Origin of the sequence: Brachybacterium squillarum M-6-3, assembly GCF_000225825.1 — a bacterium.
Classification (GTDB): domain Bacteria; phylum Actinomycetota; class Actinomycetes; order Actinomycetales; family Dermabacteraceae; genus Brachybacterium; species Brachybacterium squillarum.
The window spans coordinates 14,817-33,072 of the sequence record NZ_AGBX01000001.1; the positions used below are offsets into that span (position 1 = coordinate 14,817).

Here is an 18,256-nt window from a genome sequence, read left to right on the forward strand (position 1 = left end):
CTAGACTGGCCGCATGATCGACATCGCCGTCGCCCGCCGCCTCCAGCTCGCCGGTCTGCTCTGGGACCCCGCCGAGGGGGACTGGTTCGTCATCGACAACGAGCAGCTGCGCGAGCAGCCCTTCATGCTGTCCTCGATGGTGATCGAGCTCGGCCACAGCCGCGTCGGGGAGCGCATCTTCCGCTTCAACGGCACCACCGAGTGGGCCCTGGACTCCGTGGAGCAGTCCGAGGCGCTGTGGATCCCCCGGGAGGACCAGCTCCGGGACGCCCTCGGCGACGCCTTCGCCGCCCTGCGCCGCACCGAGGCGGGCGGCTACCTGGTGGAGCTGCGCACCTCGGAGGGGACGCGCGAGGTGCCGGCGCCCCGGGCCGAGGACGCCCTGGCCGGGGCGCTGCTCGTCCTCCTGGCGCCCTGAGCGGCCGCGCTCCCCCGGGTACGGGAACGGCCCGGCCACCCCGTGAGGGGTGACCGGGCCGGTGCCGGGTCCGGTCGGCGCCCTCCCCTGTCGGGGCGGGCGCCGAGGGATCACTTGGCGCGCTCGAGGACCTCGACCAGGCGCCACCGCTTGGTGGCGGAGGTCGGGCGGGTCTCCATGATGAGGACACGGTCGCCGATGCCGGCGGTGTTCTCCTCGTCGTGGGCCTTGAACTTGTTGGTCTTCTTCATGACCTTGCCGTACAGGGCGTGCTTCACGCGCTCCTCGACCTCGACCACGATGGTCTTGTCCATCTTGTCGGAGGTGACGAAGCCGCGCAGGGTCTTGCGGTAGGGGCGCTCGCCGGAGGACGCGTGCGCGCTCTCCTTCTCGAGCTCCTCGACCTCGGGGGTGGTGTTCTCAGTCATCACTGTTCCTCGCTTCGCGGTCACTCGGCCGAGCCGGGAGCCTGACGGATGCCCAGCTCGCGCTCGCGCAGGATCGTGTAGATCCGTGCGATGTCCTTCTTGACGGACCGCAGGCGGCCGGAGCTCTCGAGCTGGCCGGTCGCGGACTGGAAACGCAGCTTGAACAGCTCGTCCTTGGCCTTCGCCAGCTCCTCGGACAGCTTGGTGTCGTCCAGCTTGTCGAGTTCATCGGCGGTGAGCTTGGTCGCTGCCATCAGATGTCACCACCCTCTCGGCTCAGAATGCGGCACTTCATGGGGAGCTTGTGCATCGCCAGGCGGAGCGCCTCGCGAGCCACCTCCTCGGGGACGCCGGCGACCTCGAACATGACGCGGCCCGGCTTGATGTTCGCGACCCACCACTCCACGGAGCCCTTGCCGGAGCCCATGCGGACCTCGGCAGGCTTCTTGGTGAGCGGTCGGTCGGGGTAGATGTTGATGTACACCTTGCCGCCACGCTTCATGTAGCGGGTCATGGCGATACGCGCCGCCTCGATCTGACGGTTGGTGACGTAGGCCGGCGCGAGCGCCTGGATGCCGAAGTCACCGAAGGCCAGCTCGGTGCCGCCCTTGGCCATGCCGCTGCGGGTCGGGTGGTGCTGCTTGCGGTGCTTGGTCCGACGAGGGATCAGCATGTCGCTCAGGCCTCCGTTCCGGGCTGCTGCTGCGCGGGGGCCGACGCCTGCTCGGCGGGGGCGGAGGACTGCTGGGCAGCCTCGCCGCCCTCGCCGCGACGGGCGTTGGCGTTGCGCTCGTTGCGACGACCGCGGGGACGCTCGGCACGCGGGCCGCGTCCGCCGGAGCGCGGACCCTGACCCTGCGAGGCGGCCTGCTGGGCCGCGAGCTCCTTGGCGGTGACGTCGCCCTTGTAGATCCAGACCTTCACGCCGATGCGGCCGAAGGCGGTGCGGGCCTCGTAGAAGCCGTAGTCGATGTTCGCGCGGAGGGTGTGCAGCGGCACGCGCCCCTCGCGGTAGAACTCGCTGCGGCTCATCTCGGCGCCGCCGAGGCGGCCGGAGACGGCCACTCGGATGCCCTTCGCGCCGGCACGCTGCGCGGACTGGATGCCCTTGCGCATGGCACGACGGAAGGAGACGCGGGCGGCGAGCTGCTCGGCGATGCCCTGGGCGACCAGCTGCGCATCGTTCTCGGGGTTCTTGACCTCGAGGATGTTCAGCTGGATCTGCTTGCCGGTGAGCTTCTCCAGCTCGCCGCGCAGACGCTCGGCCTCCGCGCCGCGACGCCCGATGACGATGCCCGGGCGGGCGGTGTGGAGGTCCACGCGGACGCGGTCACGGGTGCGCTCGATCTCGACCTTGGAGATGCCGGCGCGCTCGAGCCCCTCGGACATGAGCTTGCGGATCGCGACGTCTTCCTTCACGTAGTCGCGGTACCGCTGGCCCTCCTTGGTGGAATCGGCGAACCACCGGCTGCTGTGCTCCGTGGTGATCCCGAGGCGGAACCCGTTCGGATTGACCTTCTGGCCCATTCGGGACTCCTTACTTGTTCACGGGAGCGACCACCACGGTGACGTGGCTGGTGCGCTTCTTGATCTGGAAGGCACGACCCTGAGCGCGCGGCTGGAACCGCTTCATGGTCGGGCCCTCATCGACATAGGCGGCCGAGACGACGAGCTCGCGCTCGTCGAAGCGCTCCCCCGCCTGATCGGCCTTCACGCGAGCGTTGGCGATCGCGGACTGCACGAGCTTGAGGACGGGCTCGCTGGCGGCCTGCGGGGCGAACCGCAGGGTGTCCAGGGCCTCGGCCGTGCTCTTGCCACGAATCAGGTCGACAACGCGGCGAGCCTTCATGGGCGACATGCGGAGGTACCGCACCTGCGCCTTGGCTTCCATCGTTTCCTGCTTTCTCTCGAATTCGAGAAGTGCTGCCGTGCTGACCGGGGTCAGCGGCGGCGGCCCTTCTTGTCGTCCTTCTCGTGGCCCTTGAAAGTCCGCGTGGGGGCGAACTCGCCGAGCTTGTGGCCGACCATCGACTCGGTGACGAACACCGTGACGTGCTTGCGACCGTCGTGCACTGCGAAGGTGTGACCCAGGAAGTCCGGAGTGATGACACTGCGGCGCGACCAGGTCTTGATGAGGTTCTTGGTGCCCTTCTCGTTCTGCGCGTCCACCTTCTTCTGCAGGTGGTCGTCGACGAACGGGCCCTTGGCGATACTGCGAGGCATGTTTCTGGCTCCCTATCAGCGCTTCTTGCCGGTCCGACGACGGCGCACGATGAGCTTGTCGCTCTCCTTGCCCGGCTTGCGGGTGCGGCCCTCGGGCTGACCCCAGGGCGAGACCGGATGGCGACCACCGGAGGTGCGGCCCTCGCCGCCACCGTGGGGGTGGTCCACCGGGTTCATGACCACGCCGCGGACGTGGGGGCGCTTGCCCTTCCACCGCATGCGGCCGGCCTTGCCCCAGTTGATGTTGGACTGCTCGGCGTTGCCCACCTCGCCGATGGTCGCGCGGCAGCGCGCATCGACGTTGCGGATCTCGCCGGAGGGCATGCGCAGCTGCGCGAAGCGGCCCTCCTTGGCGACGAGCTGCACGGAGGCACCGGCGCTGCGGGCGATCTTGGCGCCGCCGCCCGGCTTGAGCTCGATCGCGTGGATCACGGTGCCGAGCGGGATGTTGCGCAGCGGCAGGTTGTTGCCGGGCTTGATGTCGGCGCCGGCGCCGTTCTCGATCCAGTCGCCCTGACGCAGCTTGGCGGGGGCGAGGATGTAGCGCTTCTCGCCGTCCGCGTAGTGCAGCAGCGCGATGCGCGCGGTGCGGTTCGGGTCGTACTCGATGTGCGCGACCTTCGCGTTCACGCCGTCCTTGTCGTGACGACGGAAGTCGATGACGCGGTACGCCCGCTTGTGCCCGCCACCGCGGTGACGGGAGGTGATCCGACCGTTGCTGTTGCGGCCGCCGCTCTTGGAGAGCGGACGGACCAGCGACTTCTCGGGCGAATCGCGGGTGATCTCGACGAAGTCCGCACCGCTCGAGCCGCGGCGGCCCGGCGTGGTCGGCTTGCTCTTACGAATTCCCATGATGGGTTTCCCTCAGACTCTCTTCGATTCCTCGGTGACCGGCCGCTCAGGCGACCGATCCTCCGAAGATGTCGATGGCTCCGTCGGTCAGGGTGACGATGGCGCGCTTGGTGTCCTTGCGCTTGCCCATGCCGAATCGCGTGCGACGCGACTTGCCCTGCCGGTTGATGGTGTTCACCGAGGCCACCTTGACGTCGAAGATCTTCTCGACGGCGATCTTGATCTCGGTCTTGTTGGCGTCGGCAGCCACCAGGAAGGTGTACTTGCCCTCGTCCATGAGCCCGTAGCTCTTCTCGGAGACCACCGGCGCGACGAGGACGTCGCGGGGATCCTTGTTCAGCGCGGTCACTTCGACTTCTCCTCGTCTGCCACGGCGGCCGCGGCGCCGGAGCGCTGGGCGGCGAAGCCGGAGGTGGGCAGGGACAGGGTCGCCGACGCCACGAAGTCCTCGAGCGCACCGGCGGTGAACACGACGTCGTCGCTGAGCATGACGTCGTAGGTGTTCAGCTGGTCCGCGTACAGGACGTGGGCGGCGGGCAGGTTGCGCGAGCTGAGCGCACCGGCGTCGTCGTCGCGACGGACGACCACCAGCAGGTGGCGACGGTCGGAGACGTTCGACAGCGTGGTGCGCGCGGCCTTGGTGGACGGGGCCTCACCCTCGAGCAGGGCGGAGACCACGTGCACGCGGCCGTTGCGGGCGCGATCGGAGAGGGCACCGCGCAGGGCGGCGGCCTTCATCTTCTTGGGGGTGCGCTGGGCGTAGTCGCGCGGCACGGGGCCGTGGACGGTGCCACCGCCGGCGAACTGCGGCGCGCGCAGCGAGCCCTGGCGGGCACGACCGGTGCCCTTCTGCTTGTACGGCTTCTTGCCGCCGCCACGGACCTCGCCCCGGGTCTTGGCCTTGTGGGTGCCCTGTCGGGCAGCCGCCTGCTGGGCCACGACCACCTGATGGATCAGGGGGATGTTGGTCTGGACGTCGAAGATCGACGCGGGGAGCTCGACGGTCCCGGACTTCTTGCCGGCCGGGTCGAGCACGTCGACGGTCAGGTTCTCTGCCATCGGGCTCAGGCCTCCTTCACGGGGCTCTTGGCGGCCGAGCGGACCAGCACGAGGCCGCCCTTGGGGCCGGGGACGGCACCCTTGACGAGCACGAGGCCCTTCTCGACGTCGACCGCGTGGACGGTCAGGTTCTGGACACTGGTGCGGGCGTTGCCCATGCGGCCGGCCATGCGCAGGCCCTTGAACACACGCCCGGGGGTGGAGGCGCCACCGATCGAGCCCGGCTTGCGGTGGTTGCGGTGCGCACCGTGGGAGGCGCCGACGCCGGCGAAGCCGTGGCGCTTCATGACACCGGCGGTGCCCTTGCCCTTGGAGGTGCCGACCACGTCGACCTTCTGGCCCGCGGCGAAGATCGAGGCGTCGATCTCCTGGCCGAGGGTGTACTCGCCGGCGTTGGAGGTGCGCAGCTCCGCGAGGTGACGGCGCGGGGTCACGCCGGCCTTCTCGAAGTGGCCCTTCAGCGGCTTGGACACCTTGCGGGGATCGATCTGCCCGTAGGCGATCTGGACCGCGTCGTACCCGTCGGTCTCGGCGGACCGCACCTGGGTGACGACGTTGGCGCCGGTCTGCACGACGGTCACGGGGATGAACTTGCCGTTCTCGTCCCAGACCTGGGTCATGCCGAGCTTGGTGCCGAGCACGCCGGACACGGCGTGGGCACGCTGTCCCGTCAGTTCGTTGCTCATGTCGACCTGCCTCAGAGCTTGATCTCGATGTTGACGTCCGCGGGCAGGTCGAGGCGCATCAGCGAGTCCACGGCCTTGGGCGTGGGATCGACGATGTCGATCAGTCGCTTGTGCGTGCGCATCTCGAAGTGCTCACGGGAGTCCTTGTACTTGTGGGGAGAACGGATCACGCAGAACACGTTCTTCTCCGTCGGCAGCGGCACCGGGCCCACGACCGTCGCACCCGCGGTGGTGACCGTGTCGACGATCTTGCGCGCCGAGCTGTCGATCACCTCGTGGTCGTACGACTTGAGCCGGATGCGGATCTTCTGTCCCGCCATGGCGTCCTGTCTCTCTCTCGTCTGTCATGAATGCCGTTCCTCCCGACACCCGAGGACGGGCGTGTCGGCCTCCGCGGGGCGCACGGGCGCCCAGCATCGGACCGCCGAGGATCGGCAGCGTCCGCGTCTGATCCCTCCTGCGATGCGCTCTCGACGCGGTCTCGCGTCGTTCGCATCCTGGGGACGGACCTCCTCCGGTGATCATTCGCCGCGGCGCCCGAGGGCGACACGGAGAACGGAACCGGGCATGGCGGCCCGCGCGGACAACTCGACTAGTCTGCCAGAGCCGCGCGAGGCCCCACAAGGCGGCCGGCGGTGCACCGGCTCACATCACAGGCCCCCGCCACCGGTCACGAGGCGGCGAACCGGGCATCCCGATCCCTGCCGACGTCCCACGGACGCCCACCCGACGTCCAGGAGACATGGTGGTGAGGGGATTACCGTGGCGCCATGAGCCAATCACCGCAGGCGGCCTCGCCGCTGACCGCACGACTGTACAAGCTCGAGTACCCCCGGTCGCTGGGGGTCTACAGCACCTACGCGGAGGTGCAGGCCGTGGTGGACACCCTGGCCGACAACCACTTCCCGGTGCAGAACGCGATGATCGTGGGCACCGATCTGAAGCTGATGGAGCGCGTGACCGGGCGCAAGACCTGGGGGCGGGTGATCGGCCAGGGGGTGCTCTCGGGCGTGTGGATGGGGCTGTTCGTGGGCCTGATCCTGCTGCTGATCAATCCCTCCAGCCCGCTGGTGATCCTCTCCAGCGTGCTGCTGGGCATCGTGTTCTTCACCGTGTGGGCGGTGATCGGATACGCGGCCACCGGTGGCAAGCGCGACTTCACCTCGATGGTGGCGACCATCCCGATGCAGTACGAGCTGATGGTGGAGCACTCCCACGCCGAGGCCGCCCGGGAGATCCTGGCCCGCACCGGCGCCGGGGGCCCCGTGTCCGGCGGCGGCCCGGGCGTGCGCACCCCCACCGGCCCGCAGGCCGCGGTGCCGACCACGGGCGCGCACGCCGCGCAGCCCTACGGCCCCGCCTCGCCCGCGACGGGCTCGACCTCTCCCGCCCCGGGCTCCGCGCCGCGACCCAGCTACGGGCGGCCCGCCACCGCCGACGCCCCGGCCGGGCCCTCCGCACCGGCCGCTCACCGGCCCAGCTACGGGCGCCCCGCGGCCGCGGAGGAGCAGGCGGCGCCGCAGCAGGCGGGCCGGGTCCCCGCGCAGGATGCGGCGGAGCGCGCCGACCGGCCCCCGCAGGCCCCTGGGTCCACGACCACGGAGGACGACGCCTCCCGCTGACCGCTCCCCCGGCTCCACCGCGCCCCCGTCCCGCCCCTCGGCGGAGCGGGGGCGCGGTGCGTCCGGGACGCGCGGTGGCACACGGGCCAAGGCGGTGGCGTGAGGGGCAAGGGCGCTGGCGCGAGGGGCCTCGGCGGCGCCACGAGCGGGGGCGAGCGCCGGGGCGGGGCCGAAGCGCCGGCAACCCCGGGAGCCCGCCCGTTCCCGGGCATGCAGAAGGGCCCCGGACCGTTACCGGTCCGGGGCCCTTCTGGTGCTCAGCACCCGCCGAGGCGGGGCGTCACGGCTGCGGGGTCGCCCCCGCGGCGATCACTTGGTGATCTTGGTGACGCGGCCGGAGCCCACGGTGCGGCCACCCTCACGGATGGCGAAGCCGAGGCCCTCCTCCATGGCGATGGGCTGGATGAGCTCCACCGTCATCTCGGTGTTGTCGCCGGGCATGACCATCTCGGTGCCCTCGGGCAGCTCGATGACGCCGGTGACGTCGGTGGTGCGGAAGTAGAACTGCGGACGGTAGTTCGAGTAGAACGGGTTGTGACGGCCGCCCTCGTCCTTGGACAGGATGTAGACCTGCGCCTCGAAGTTGGTGTGCGGGGTGATCGAACCCGGCTTCACGACGACCTGACCGCGCTCGACGTCGTCACGCTTGGTGCCGCGCAGCAGCAGACCGCAGTTCTCGCCGGCCCAGGCCTCGTCCATCTGCTTGTGGAACATCTCGATGCCGGTGACCGTGGTCTTCTGGGGCGCACGGATGCCGACGATCTCGATCTCGGAGTTGATGGCGAGCTTGCCGCGCTCCACCTTGCCGGTCACGACGGTGCCGCGGCCGGTGATGGTGAAGACGTCCTCGACGGGCATCAGGAAGGGCTTGTCCATGTCGCGGACCGGGTCCGGGATGGACTCGTCCACGGCCTCCATGAGCTCCTGCACGGACTTGACCCACTTCTCGTCGCCCTCGAGGGCCTTGAGCGCGGAGACCTGCACGACCGGGGCGTCCTCGTCGAAGTCCTGCGAGCCGAGCAGCTCACGGACCTCCATCTCGACGAGCTCGAGGATCTCCTCGTCGTCGACCATGTCGGACTTGTTGAGAGCCACCAGCAGGTAGGGCACGCCGACCTGCTTGGCGAGCAGCACGTGCTCGCGGGTCTGCGCCATCGGGCCGTCGGTCGCCGCGACCACGAGGATCGCGCCGTCCATCTGGGCCGCGCCGGTGATCATGTTCTTGATGTAGTCGGCGTGACCCGGGGCGTCGACGTGCGCGTAGTGGCGCTTGTCGGTCTGGTACTCGATGTGCGAGATGTTGATCGTGATCCCGCGCTGCTTCTCCTCGGGCGCGTTGTCGATCTGGTCGAAGTCGCGCTTCTCGTTGAGCTCGGGGAAGCGGTCGTACAGGACCTTCGAGATGGCAGCCGTCAGGGTCGTCTTGCCGTGGTCGACGTGACCGATGGTGCCGATGTTGACGTGCGGCTTGGTCCGCTCGAACTTGGCCTTCGCCATGGTGGTGTCCTCCTAGGACGTTGAATCTCTGGGTACTTCAGTGGATCGGGATCGGATCCCACCCGAGGGGGCGGCTCCGACGGAAGCGGGGGGAGCCGGAGCAGAGGCTACCTGCTCCCCCCGAACTTCTCACTCGCCCCGGGTCTTCGCGATGATCTCGTCCGAGATGGACTTGGGGACCTCCGCGTAGCTGTCGAACTGCATGGTGTACATCGCACGACCCTGGGTGCGGGACCGCAGGTCGCCGACGTAACCGAACATCTCGGACAGCGGGACGAGAGCACGGACGATCTTGACCCCGCTCGCGTCCTCCATCGACTGGACCTGCCCGCGTCGCGAGTTCAGGTCGCCGATGACATCTCCCATGTACTCCTCCGGCGTCCGCACCTCGACGGCCATGACCGGCTCGAGGAGCACGGGCTGCGCCTTGTGCAGGGCCTCCTTGGTCGCCATGGAACCGGCGATCTTGAAGGCCATCTCGGAGGAGTCCACGTCGTGGTAGGCGCCGTCGATGAGCGAGGCGCGCACGTTCACGACCGGGTAGCCGGCGAGGATGCCGGACTGCAGGGCGTCCTGGATGCCCGCATCGATGCTGGGGATGTACTCCCGCGGGATGCGGCCACCGGTCACCTTGTTCTCGAACTCGTAGAACACGCCGTCCTCGGCATCGGTCAGCGGGCTGAAGGTGATCTGCACCTTGCCGAACTGGCCGGAGCCACCGGTCTGCTTCTTGTGGGTGTAGTCGAACTTCTCGACGACCCGCTTGATGGTCTCGCGGTACGCGACCTGAGGCTTGCCGATGTTCGCCTCGACCTTGAACTCGCGGCGCATGCGGTCCACGAGGATGTCGAGGTGCAGCTCGCCCATGCCCTTGATGACGGTCTGGCCGGTCTCCTCGTCCAGCTCCACCTGGAAGGTCGGGTCCTCCTTGGCGAGCTTCTGGATCGCGACCGAGAGCTTCTCCTGGTCACCCTTGGTCTTGGGCTCGATGGCCACGTTGATCACGGGCTCGGGGAAGCTCATGGACTCCAGGGCGATCGGGTTGGCCGGATCGGCCAGGGTGTCGCCGGTGTTGGTGTCCTTGAGACCGATGAACGCGTAGATGTGGCCCGCGAAGGCCTCCTCCACCGGGTTCTCCTGGTTGGAGTGCATCTGGAACAGCTTGCCGATGCGCTCCTTCTTGCCGGTGGTGGCGTTCAGGACCTGCTGGCCCGAGGCGACCTGGCCCGAGTACACGCGCACGTAGGTGAGCGTGCCGAAGAACGGGTGGGTGGCCACCTTGAAGGCGAGCGCCGAGAAGGGCTCGTCCCAGTCGGGGCGACGGGTCAGCTCCTTCTCCTCGTCCTTGACGTCGTGACCCACCATCGGGGGCACGTCCAGGGGTGAGGGGAGGTAGTCGATGACCGCGTCGAGCATGGGCTGGACGCCCTTGTTCTTGAACGCGGAGCCCGCGAAGACCGGGTAGGCCTCGGAGTTCACGGTCAGGTGGCGGATGCCGGCCTTGAGCTGCTCGACGGTGAGGTCGCCCTCCTCGAGGTAGGCCTCCATGAGCTCCTCGGAGCTCTCGGCGACGTCCTCGACCAGCTTGGCGCGGTACTCGTCCACCGTGTCCTGCAGGTCGGCGGGGATCGGGATCTCGGCCTGGTACTGGCCCAGCGCCGCGTCACCCTTTTTCTTGCCGAGCTTGGGGGCGTCCTCCGGGAAGACGTCGGGCCACTCGTAGGCCTTCATCTCCACCAGGTCCACGACGCCGTTGAAGTCGCTCTCGGCGCCGATCGGCACCTGCATGACCAGCGGCTTCGCCTTCAGGCGGTCGACGATGGTGCGCACGGTGAAGAAGAAGTCCGCGCCGAGCTTGTCCATCTTGTTGACGAAGCAGATGCGCGGCACGTCGTACTTGTCGGCCTGGCGCCACACGGTCTCCGACTGGGGCTCGACGCCCTCCTTGCCGTCGAAGACGGCGACGGCGCCGTCGAGCACGCGCAGGGAGCGCTCCACCTCGACGGTGAAGTCGACGTGCCCGGGGGTGTCGATGATGTTGATCTGGTTGTCGTTCCAGTAGCAGGTCGTCGCGGCCGACGTGATCGTGATGCCGCGCTCCTTCTCCTGCTCCATCCAGTCCATCGTCCCGGCGCCGTCGTGCGTCTCACCGATCTTGTAGTTGACGCCGGTGTAGTACAGGATGCGCTCGGTCGTGGTGGTCTTGCCGGCATCGATGTGGGCCATGATGCCGATGTTGCGGACCTTCGTGAGGTCGCTGAGCACTGCGAGTGCCACGGGCTTGTGCCTTTCGAGAGATCAGGTGATGGTCGGTGGGCCGGGGGTGGGTCGGGGGCCCGCCGGATGGCGGACCCCCGGTCCACTCACCAGCGGTAGTGCGCGAAGGCCCGGTTGGACTCGGCCATCTTGTGGGTGTCCTCGCGACGCTTCACCGCGGCGCCGAGGCCGTTGGACGCGTCGAGGATCTCGTTCATCAGGCGCTCGGTCATGGTGTGCTCGCGACGAGCACGCGAGTAGCTCGTCAGCCAGCGCAGGGCCAGGGTCGTGGAACGGCCCGGCTTGACCTCGATCGGCACCTGGTAGGTCGCACCGCCGACGCGGCGGGAGCGGACCTCGAGGGAGGGACGGATGTTGTCGAGAGCCTTCTTCAGGGTCGCGACGGGGTCCTGCCCGTTCTTCTCGCGGCAGCCCTCGAGAGCGCCGTAGACGATGCGCTCGGCGACGGTCTTCTTGCCGTCGAGCAGGATCTTGTTGATGAGCTGGGTGACCAGGGGGGACCCGTAGACCGGGTCGACCACGAGCTGGCGCTTGGGAGCTGCTCCCTTGCGAGGCATTACTTCTTCTCCTTCTTCGCGCCGTAGCGGGACCGGGCCTGCTGACGGCCCTTCACGCCCTGGGTGTCGAGGGAGCCGCGCACGATCTTGTAGCGCACGCCCGGCAGGTCCTTCACACGGCCGCCGCGGACGAGCACGATCGAGTGCTCCTGCAGGTTGTGGCCGACACCGGGGATGTACGCGGTGACCTCGATGCCGCTCGAGAGGCGCACACGCGCGATCTTCCGGAGCGCCGAGTTCGGCTTCTTGGGGGTCTGGGTGTAGACGCGCGTGCAGACGCCGCGGCGCTGGGGCGAACCCTTGAGCGCCGGCGTCTTCGAGGCGGAGGACTTGTCCTTCCGCCCCTTGCGCACCAGCTGCTGAATCGTGGGCACAGATTCTCTTCCTGTTCGGCCGCCGGGTCTGTTGGACCAGGCGGATCACCTTCGTCGACCGCTACCGCGGCCGGCGACCCGATGCGCCGTCCCCATGCCCGGGGAGCTGGCGGATCGACCCGCCCGTCCGGTGATGGCACCGGTCGGGCGTCCGAGGACCGTGATCGGTGCCCGGGGGCGAGGCGCCGAGGCATGGCACTCTCATCCGGAATCGGGCACGCCGCGAGGATCCGCTCCTCACGGGGGACTCCCAGCGTCTCGCCCGCCGTCCCGGGCTCCTCAACGGATGCGAGGCGCCCGGTATTCCCGGCCGCCTCGGGGGCGGGAGACGGGAGACGGGGACGAGACCAGTCCCAAGTCACGACCAGAGGGCACTCCGGACGCACCTGCCAGTCTAGTGACGCCCCGTGACACGGTCAAAGGATGCGGGGAGGTCCGACGCAGATCACACGCTCCCCCGCGCCGGGGCGTGTCCTGCTCCGGACAGCGGGTCGGCACGGGCTCCGTGTCACCCCCAGCACGCGCGGAGCGCGCCGCGGACCGGGGTCCGCGACGCGCTCGCGTCGGTGGTTCTGCGGCGGGGCCTCCCCCGCGCCGGCTCAGCGGATGCCGAGCTTGGAGGTGCAGGACGGCCAGGCGCCCCAGCCCTGGTTGGCCTGCACCTTCTCGGCGATCGCGATCTGCTGCTCGCGGGTCGCCAGGTGGGCCGAGGAGGCGTACTGGTCGCCGCCGTAGGCCAGCCAGGTGCCCTTGTTGAACTGCAGGCCGCCGTAGTAGCCGTTTCCGGTGTTGATGGACCAGTTGCCTCCGGACTCGCACTGGGCGAGACGGTCCCAGGTGGAGCCGTTGGAGACGGCCGGGGCCTCCTCGGAGCTCGAGGACTCCTCCTCGGTGCTCTCCTCCTCGGTGCTCTCCTCCTCGGTGCTCTCCTCCTCGGCGGAATCCTCGGTGGACTCGCGCTCTTCGCTGCGGGAGGAGGACTCGTCCTCGCGCTCGGAGGTGCTCTCCTCGGAGCTGCTGCTCCCGGAGGAGGACTCGGAGGAGGTGTCCTCGGCCGGCTTCTCCTTGGTGCCCTCGGCCACGACCTTGTCGGTGCGCTCGGTGACGGTCTCTTCGGAGACGAGCTCGCTCTCGGTGATCTCGCCGTCGACCAGGGTGTCCTTGTAGACCTTTTCGACCTCGCCCTTGACGCCCTCGGTGCGGACCTCGGTCTCGCCCTCGTACAGGGAGTCGTCCTCCACGGTCGTGGTCTCGAAGTCGACGTCCTCGGTCTCGGTGCGCTCCTCCTCGCGGATGCGCTCGACGGTGATGGTGGCGCCGTCCTCGAGGATCGAGTCGCGGTCGACGGAGGCGGTGTCGGTGTCCTCGATGTTCTTGAGGACCTTGGTCATGGCCTCGTCGACGGTCAGGGCGGTCACCTGGAAGGTGCCCTTGCCGTACTGCCCCTTGAAGGTGACGGACTTGCTGGTGACGATCTCCACGGAGGCGTCCTCGGCGGAGAGCTCCGCGTCGGGCTCGGGGGTGATCCGCGCGTCCTCGGCCTCGAAGTCGACCTCGTCCAGCACGTCCTGCACGGTGGTGCCGGTGGTGAGCAGCTCCTGCTCCTCGCCGTCGATGGTGACGGTGACGGGGCGGCGCTCGACGACGTGGATCTCCATGCCGTCGGTGACCTCGTCGCCGAGGTCCGGGATCACCAGGTCGGTGTCCTTGACCTCGATGCCCTGGGCGTCCAGCAGCTCCTGCACGGTCGTGCTGAAGGTGCGCACGGAGCTCTGCTCGCCGTACACGGTCACCTCGGCCTCGTTGGAGACGGCGTAGGCGGCGCTGCCGCCGCCGATGCTCAGCACGGCGACGGTCGCGGCACCGACGATCCACGGGGTCTTCTTCACTGCATCCACCTCTTCCACCGTCGGCGGGCGGCCGACGCATTGGTTCCCTGACACGCATGCGCCCCGGATCGGGGCGGGGCGGCGGCGCGAGCGCATCCCCGGGGGTTCCGGGGCGCAGCGGAGGAAGATCGCGCCGTTCGTGCCGCCGGGATCCATCGTTCCGGGCGCGACACCTTTGGGGAAGGGTGACCAGAAGGCTTTGGGGGGATTCCCAGCGATCCTTGACGAAGGCATGACACTCGGGGTCGCCCCCGTCACTCCCCCATCACCTGCGCGGCTCCCCCGGGTGGGCCCCGCCACAGGTCAGGACACGGAAACGGGGCGGCCCCACCGTGAGGTGGGACCGCCCCGTGCCGGGAGCGAGGACTCAGCGGATCAGCGGATGGGCCGCCGGGGCCGCGGGCCCGGTCGCGTCAGCGGAAGTCCGTCCGGAACGGGTCCGCGTAGTCGATGTCGTCCAGGTTCACCGAGCCGGTCTGGCCGAAGCCGGAGAAGTCCAGCTCGTCGTAGCCGGGCACCTGGTACATCTGCGCCTTGGCCTCGTCTGTCGGCTCGACCGCGATCCGGCGGAACCGGGACAGCCCGGTGCCGGCGGGGATCAGCTTGCCGATGATCACGTTCTCCTTGAGGCCGACCAGCGAATCGCTCTTGCGGTTCAGGGCCGCCTCGGTGAGCACCCGGGTGGTCTCCTGGAAGGAGGCCGCGGAGAGCCAGGAGTCGGTGGCCAGCGAGGCCTTGGTGATGCCCATGAGCTCCGGTCGGCCGGAGGCCGGCTGGGTGCCCTCGGACAGCGCCTTGCGGTTCTCGCGCTCGAAGGTGACGCGCTCGGTGAAGTCACCGGGCAGGAGATCGGTGTCCCCGGACTCGATGATCGTCACCCGGCGCAGCATCTGCCGCACGATGACCTCGATGTGCTTGGCGTGGATGTCCACACCCTGGGAGATGTAGACCTTCTGCACCTCGTCCACCAGGTGCTGCTGCACGGCGCGGGGGCCGAGGATGCGCAGCACCTGCTTCGGGTCGACCGAGCCCTGGGAGAGCTGCTGGCCCACCTCGACGTGCTCGCCGTCCGCCACCAGCATGGTCACGCGCTTGGAGACGGTGTAGGTGACGGGGTCGGTGCCGTCGTCCGGGGTGATGGTGATCCGACGCTGCTTGTCGTTCTCCTCCACCTCGACGCGGCCGGCGGACTCGGTGATCGGCGCGAAGCCGGCCGGGGTGCGGGCCTCGAAGAGCTCCTGCACACGCGGCAGACCGTGCGTGATGTCGCCGTCGGCGCTGGCCACACCACCGGTGTGGAAGGTCCGCATGGTCAGCTGGGTGCCGGGCTCGCCGATGGACTGGGCGGCGATGATGCCGACGGCCTCACCGATGTCCACCAGCTGACCGGTGGCCAGCGAGCGGCCGTAGCACATCGCGCAGGTGCCCACGGCGGAGTCGCAGGTCAGCACGGAGCGGATCTTGACCTCGCGCACCCCGGCGGCGATCAGCGCCTCGATCTGCACGTCGCCCACCTCGGAGCCGGCCGGCATCGCCTCCTCGCCGTCCGCGCCGATGGCGGCGGTGGCGAGGGTGCGGCCGTAGACCGTGGTCTCGATGTTGTCGGCCGGCACCAGGGCGCCGGCGTCCTCCACCGCGATCGGCAGGGTCAGGCCCTTGGAGGTGCCGCAGTCGGCCTCGCGGACGATGACGTCCTGCGAGACGTCGACCAGACGACGGGTGAGGTACCCCGACTGGGCGGTCTTCAGCGCCGTGTCCGCCAGGCCCTTGCGGGAGCCGTGCGAGGCGATGAAGTACTCCAGGACCGAGAGCCCCTCCTTGTAGTTGGAGAGGATCGGGCGCGGGATGATCTCGCCCTTGGGGTTGTTCACCAGGCCGCGCATGCCGGCGATCTGGCGGATCTGCATCCAGTTGCCGCGGGCGCCCGAGTCGACCATCCGGAAGATGGTGTTGGTGCGCTCGAAGTTCTCGCGCATCGCGTTGTCGACCTCGTTGGTCGCCTCGGACCAGATGTCGATCAGCTCGACGTTGCGCTCGGCCTCGGAGACCAGACCCAGGTCGCGGTTCTCCTGCACCTGGGCGGCCTTCGCCTCGTACTTCGCGATGATCTCCGCCTTGTTCGGCGGGGCCACCACGTCGGACAGCGCGAAGGACACGCCGGAGCGCGTGGACCAGGAGAAGCCGTAGGACTTCAGCGCGTCCAGCGAGGCGGAGACCTCGACCTTCGGGTACTGCTCGGCGAGCTGGTTCACGATCGAGCCCAGACGCTTCTTGCCGACCTGACCCTCCACGTAGGGGAAGTCCTCGGGCAGGGTCTCGTTGAAGTAGACCGTGCCCAGGGTGGTGGTGAGGGTGATCGGGTCGCCCTCGCTCCAGCCCTCGGGGGCCTCCCAGCCCGCCGGCGGCACCAGGTCCGTGAAGCGGATGGTGACGGGGGCGTTCAGGTGCAGCTCCCCGGCGTCGTGGGCCATGATCGCCTCGGCCACGGAGGCGAAGGCACGGCCGGCGCCGGCGGCGTCCTCGCGCTCGGTGGTCAGGTGGTACAGACCGATGATCATGTCCTGCGCGGGCATGGTCACCGGACGACCGTCCGAGGGCTTGAGGATGTTGTTGCTGGAGAGCATCAGGATGCGCGCCTCGGCCTGGGCCTCGGCGGACAGCGGCAGGTGCACGGCCATCTGGTCGCCGTCGAAGTCCGCGTTGAAGGCGGCGCAGACGAGGGGGTGCAGATGGATGGCCTTGCCCTCGACGAGCTGCGGCTCGAAGGCCTGGATGCCCAGGCGGTGCAGGGTGGGCGCACGGTTCAGCAGCACCGGGTGCTCGGTGATGACCTCCTCGAGCACGTCCCAGACCTCGGGGCGGGCGCGCTCGACCATGCGCTTGGCGGCCTTGACGTTCTGGGCGTGGCTGAGCTCGACCAGGCGCTTCATCACGAAGGGCTTGAACAGCTCGAGCGCCATGCCCTTGGGCAGGCCGCACTGGTGCAGGCGCAGCTGGGGACCGTTCACGATGACGGAGCGGCCCGAGTAGTCCACGCGCTTGCCCAGCAGGTTCTGGCGGAACCGGCCCTGCTTGCCCTTGAGCATGTCCGAGAGCGACTTCAGCGGGCGGTTGCCCGGCCCGGTGACCGGACGGCCGCGGCGGCCGTTGTCGAACAGGGAGTCCACGGACTCCTGCAGCATGCGCTTCTCGTTGTTCACGATGATCTCGGGGGCGCCGAGGTCCAGCAGCCGCTTGAGGCGGTTGTTGCGGTTGATCACGCGGCGGTACAGGTCGTTGAGGTCGGAGGTCGCGAAGCGGCCGCCGTCCAGCTGCACCATCGGACGCAGGTCCGGGGGGATCACCGGGACGCAGTCCAGCACCATGCCCTCGGGCGAGTTGGTGGTGGAGCGGAAGGCGGAGACCACCTTGAGACGCTTGAGGGCGCGGGCCTTCTTCTGGCCCTTGCCGGTGGCGATGATCTCGCGGAGGGTCTCGGCCTCGGCGTCCAGGTCGAAGTCCTGCAGGCGCTTCTGGATCGCCTCGGCGCCCATCCCGCCCTCGAAGTACATGCCGTAGCGCAGCTTCATGTTGCGGTAGAGCTGCTCGTCTCCCTCGAGGTCGGCGACCTTGAGGCCCTTGAAGCGCTCCCACACGCGGGTGACGCGCTCGATCTCGGCGTCGACCTTCTTGCGGATCTGCGCCTGCTCGCGCTCGGCGGAGTCGCGGACCTTGCGCTTCGCGTCGGCCTTGGCGCCCTCCTCCTCGAGCTGGGCGAGGTCGCGCTCGGCGGCCACGGCGCGGTCGTTGATCGCCGCGTCGCGGTCCTTCTCGAGCTCCTTGACCTCCAGGTCGAAGCGAGCCTGCAGGTCGGGCAGGTCCTCGTGGCGGGCCTGCTCGTCCACGGCGGTGATCATGTAGGCGGCGAAGTAGATGACCTTCTCGAGGTCCTTCGGCGCCAGGTCCAGGAGGTAGCCGAGACGGCTCGGCACGCCCTTGAAGTACCAGATATGGGTGACGGGGGCCGCGAGCTCCACGTGGCCCATGCGCTCACGGCGCACGGAGGACTTGGTGACCTCCACGCCGCAGCGCTCGCAGACGATGCCCTTGAAGCGCACGCGCTTGTACTTGCCGCAGTAGCACTCCCAGTCCCGGGTGGGACCGAAGATGCGCTCGCAGAACAGGCCGTCCATCTCGGGCTTCAGGGTGCGGTAGTTGATGGTCTCCGGCTTCTTGACCTCGCCGTGGGACCAGGCGCGGATGTCATCGGCGGTCGCGAGGCCGATCCGCAGCTCGTCGAAGGTGTTGACGTCGAGCACAGGTGTCCTTCTCTCGAATCAGTCGTTCGTGGTCTGAGTGATCAGGGGCTGGGGGCGGGGGTCCCGGGGGCCGCGC

The 18,256-nt window shown here is 69.0% G+C and carries 19 protein-coding genes; 2 read left to right on the top strand and 17 right to left on the bottom strand.

Features of this window, described 5'->3' with window-relative positions; all coding sequences use genetic code 11:
* Positions 1-13 precede the first annotated feature (13 nt).
* Positions 14-418, top strand: a complete 405-nt coding sequence (locus OM98_RS00110; protein WP_010532522.1) for a hypothetical protein — start codon at positions 14-16, stop codon at positions 416-418.
* Between the two features lie 110 nt (positions 419-528).
* Here OM98_RS00110 and rpsQ read toward each other — a convergent pair whose 3' ends face one another.
* Genes rpsQ through rpsJ form a run of 11 tightly spaced genes read right to left on the bottom strand, consistent with a single transcriptional unit; the run spans position 529 to position 5,986 of the window.
* Positions 529-846: a 30S ribosomal protein S17 gene (gene rpsQ, locus OM98_RS00115; RefSeq protein WP_010532523.1), complete on the bottom strand. Its 318-nt coding sequence runs from the start codon at positions 844-846 to the stop codon at positions 529-531.
* A gap of 20 nt (positions 847-866) precedes the next feature.
* A complete protein-coding gene (gene rpmC / locus OM98_RS00120) occupies positions 867-1,100 on the bottom strand; it encodes a 50S ribosomal protein L29 (RefSeq protein ID WP_010532524.1) in 234 nt (77 codons plus the stop codon).
* Positions 1,100-1,519 (bottom strand): 50S ribosomal protein L16, encoded by a 420-nt coding sequence (gene rplP / locus OM98_RS00125; protein ID WP_010532525.1) that lies wholly within the window; start codon positions 1,517-1,519, stop codon positions 1,100-1,102. Before rplP ends, rpmC begins: the two co-directional genes overlap by 1 nt.
* Before the next feature lie 5 nt (positions 1,520-1,524).
* On the bottom strand, positions 1,525-2,373 hold the full coding sequence (gene rpsC / locus OM98_RS00130) for a 30S ribosomal protein S3 (RefSeq protein WP_010532526.1): 849 nt from the start codon (positions 2,371-2,373) through the stop codon (positions 1,525-1,527).
* Positions 2,374-2,383: 10 nt separating this feature from the next.
* Positions 2,384-2,737: a 50S ribosomal protein L22 gene (gene rplV / locus OM98_RS00135; protein ID WP_010532527.1), complete on the bottom strand. Its 354-nt coding sequence runs from the start codon at positions 2,735-2,737 to the stop codon at positions 2,384-2,386.
* A gap of 50 nt (positions 2,738-2,787) precedes the next feature.
* Positions 2,788-3,069, bottom strand: coding sequence for a 30S ribosomal protein S19 (gene rpsS / locus OM98_RS00140; protein ID WP_010532528.1), 282 nt, complete (start codon positions 3,067-3,069; stop codon positions 2,788-2,790).
* Positions 3,070-3,084: 15 nt separating this feature from the next.
* A complete protein-coding gene (gene rplB, locus OM98_RS00145; protein ID WP_010532529.1) occupies positions 3,085-3,921 on the bottom strand; it encodes a 50S ribosomal protein L2 in 837 nt (278 codons plus the stop codon).
* 46 nt (positions 3,922-3,967) lie between these two features.
* Positions 3,968-4,270, bottom strand: a complete 303-nt coding sequence (rplW, locus tag OM98_RS00150; RefSeq protein ID WP_010532530.1) for a 50S ribosomal protein L23 — start codon at positions 4,268-4,270, stop codon at positions 3,968-3,970.
* Positions 4,267-4,980, bottom strand: a complete 714-nt coding sequence (gene rplD, locus OM98_RS00155; RefSeq protein ID WP_010532531.1) for a 50S ribosomal protein L4 — start codon at positions 4,978-4,980, stop codon at positions 4,267-4,269. Before rplD ends, rplW begins: the two co-directional genes overlap by 4 nt.
* A 5-nt stretch (positions 4,981-4,985) precedes the next feature.
* The gene (rplC, locus tag OM98_RS00160; protein ID WP_010532532.1) at positions 4,986-5,666 is read right to left on the bottom strand and encodes a 50S ribosomal protein L3; all 681 of its coding nucleotides are present in this window, start codon (positions 5,664-5,666) and stop codon (positions 4,986-4,988) included.
* An 11-nt stretch (positions 5,667-5,677) separates the two neighbouring features.
* Positions 5,678-5,986, bottom strand: a complete 309-nt coding sequence (gene rpsJ, locus OM98_RS00165; protein ID WP_010532533.1) for a 30S ribosomal protein S10 — start codon at positions 5,984-5,986, stop codon at positions 5,678-5,680.
* 450 nt (positions 5,987-6,436) lie between these two features.
* On the opposite strand from rpsJ, the gene OM98_RS15725 reads away from it, so the two are divergent.
* Positions 6,437-7,288, top strand: a complete 852-nt coding sequence (locus OM98_RS15725) for a YflT domain-containing protein (RefSeq protein WP_010532534.1) — start codon at positions 6,437-6,439, stop codon at positions 7,286-7,288.
* A 309-nt stretch (positions 7,289-7,597) separates the two neighbouring features.
* Here OM98_RS15725 and tuf read toward each other — a convergent pair whose 3' ends face one another.
* The 6 genes from tuf to OM98_RS00200 form a co-directional block, all read right to left on the bottom strand.
* Entirely contained in the window at positions 7,598-8,785 is a 1,188-nt protein-coding gene (gene tuf / locus OM98_RS00175) for an elongation factor Tu (protein ID WP_010532535.1), read from the bottom strand.
* Between the two features lie 129 nt (positions 8,786-8,914).
* Positions 8,915-11,062, bottom strand: a complete 2,148-nt coding sequence (fusA, locus tag OM98_RS00180; RefSeq protein WP_010532536.1) for an elongation factor G — start codon at positions 11,060-11,062, stop codon at positions 8,915-8,917.
* 86 nt (positions 11,063-11,148) lie between these two features.
* Positions 11,149-11,619 carry a 30S ribosomal protein S7 gene (rpsG, locus tag OM98_RS00185; protein ID WP_010532537.1) on the bottom strand — a complete coding sequence of 157 codons (471 nt, stop codon included), beginning with the start codon at positions 11,617-11,619 and terminating at the stop codon, positions 11,149-11,151.
* A complete protein-coding gene (gene rpsL / locus OM98_RS00190; protein ID WP_010532538.1) occupies positions 11,619-11,993 on the bottom strand; it encodes a 30S ribosomal protein S12 in 375 nt (124 codons plus the stop codon). Before rpsL ends, rpsG begins: the two co-directional genes overlap by 1 nt.
* A gap of 599 nt (positions 11,994-12,592) precedes the next feature.
* Positions 12,593-13,882, bottom strand: a complete 1,290-nt coding sequence (locus OM98_RS16310; RefSeq protein ID WP_010532539.1) for a resuscitation-promoting factor — start codon at positions 13,880-13,882, stop codon at positions 12,593-12,595.
* 413 nt (positions 13,883-14,295) lie between these two features.
* Positions 14,296-18,180 carry a DNA-directed RNA polymerase subunit beta' gene (locus OM98_RS00200; protein WP_010532540.1) on the bottom strand — a complete coding sequence of 1,295 codons (3,885 nt, stop codon included), beginning with the start codon at positions 18,178-18,180 and terminating at the stop codon, positions 14,296-14,298.
* Between the last annotated feature and the right edge of the window lie 76 nt (positions 18,181-18,256).

Bases quoted from the DNA above. Each gene is read 5' to 3' on its own strand.
- OM98_RS00110 (WP_010532522.1), top strand. From the start codon at position 14: ATGATCGACATCGCCGTCGCCCGCCGCCTCCAGCTCGCCGGTCTGCTC.
- rpsQ (WP_010532523.1), bottom strand. From the start codon at position 846: ATGACTGAGAACACCACCCCCGAGGTCGAGGAGCTCGAGAAGGAGAGC.
- rpmC (WP_010532524.1), bottom strand. From the start codon at position 1,100: ATGGCAGCGACCAAGCTCACCGCCGATGAACTCGACAAGCTGGACGAC.
- rplP (WP_010532525.1), bottom strand. From the start codon at position 1,519: ATGCTGATCCCTCGTCGGACCAAGCACCGCAAGCAGCACCACCCGACC.
- rpsC (WP_010532526.1), bottom strand. From the start codon at position 2,373: ATGGGCCAGAAGGTCAATCCGAACGGGTTCCGCCTCGGGATCACCACG.
- rplV (WP_010532527.1), bottom strand. From the start codon at position 2,737: ATGGAAGCCAAGGCGCAGGTGCGGTACCTCCGCATGTCGCCCATGAAG.
- rpsS (WP_010532528.1), bottom strand. From the start codon at position 3,069: ATGCCTCGCAGTATCGCCAAGGGCCCGTTCGTCGACGACCACCTGCAG.
- rplB (WP_010532529.1), bottom strand. From the start codon at position 3,921: ATGGGAATTCGTAAGAGCAAGCCGACCACGCCGGGCCGCCGCGGCTCG.
- rplD (WP_010532531.1), bottom strand. From the start codon at position 4,980: ATGGCAGAGAACCTGACCGTCGACGTGCTCGACCCGGCCGGCAAGAAG.
- rplC (WP_010532532.1), bottom strand. From the start codon at position 5,666: ATGAGCAACGAACTGACGGGACAGCGTGCCCACGCCGTGTCCGGCGTG.
- rpsJ (WP_010532533.1), bottom strand. From the start codon at position 5,986: ATGGCGGGACAGAAGATCCGCATCCGGCTCAAGTCGTACGACCACGAG.
- OM98_RS15725 (WP_010532534.1), top strand. From the start codon at position 6,437: ATGAGCCAATCACCGCAGGCGGCCTCGCCGCTGACCGCACGACTGTAC.
- tuf (WP_010532535.1), bottom strand. From the start codon at position 8,785: ATGGCGAAGGCCAAGTTCGAGCGGACCAAGCCGCACGTCAACATCGGC.
- rpsG (WP_010532537.1), bottom strand. From the start codon at position 11,619: ATGCCTCGCAAGGGAGCAGCTCCCAAGCGCCAGCTCGTGGTCGACCCG.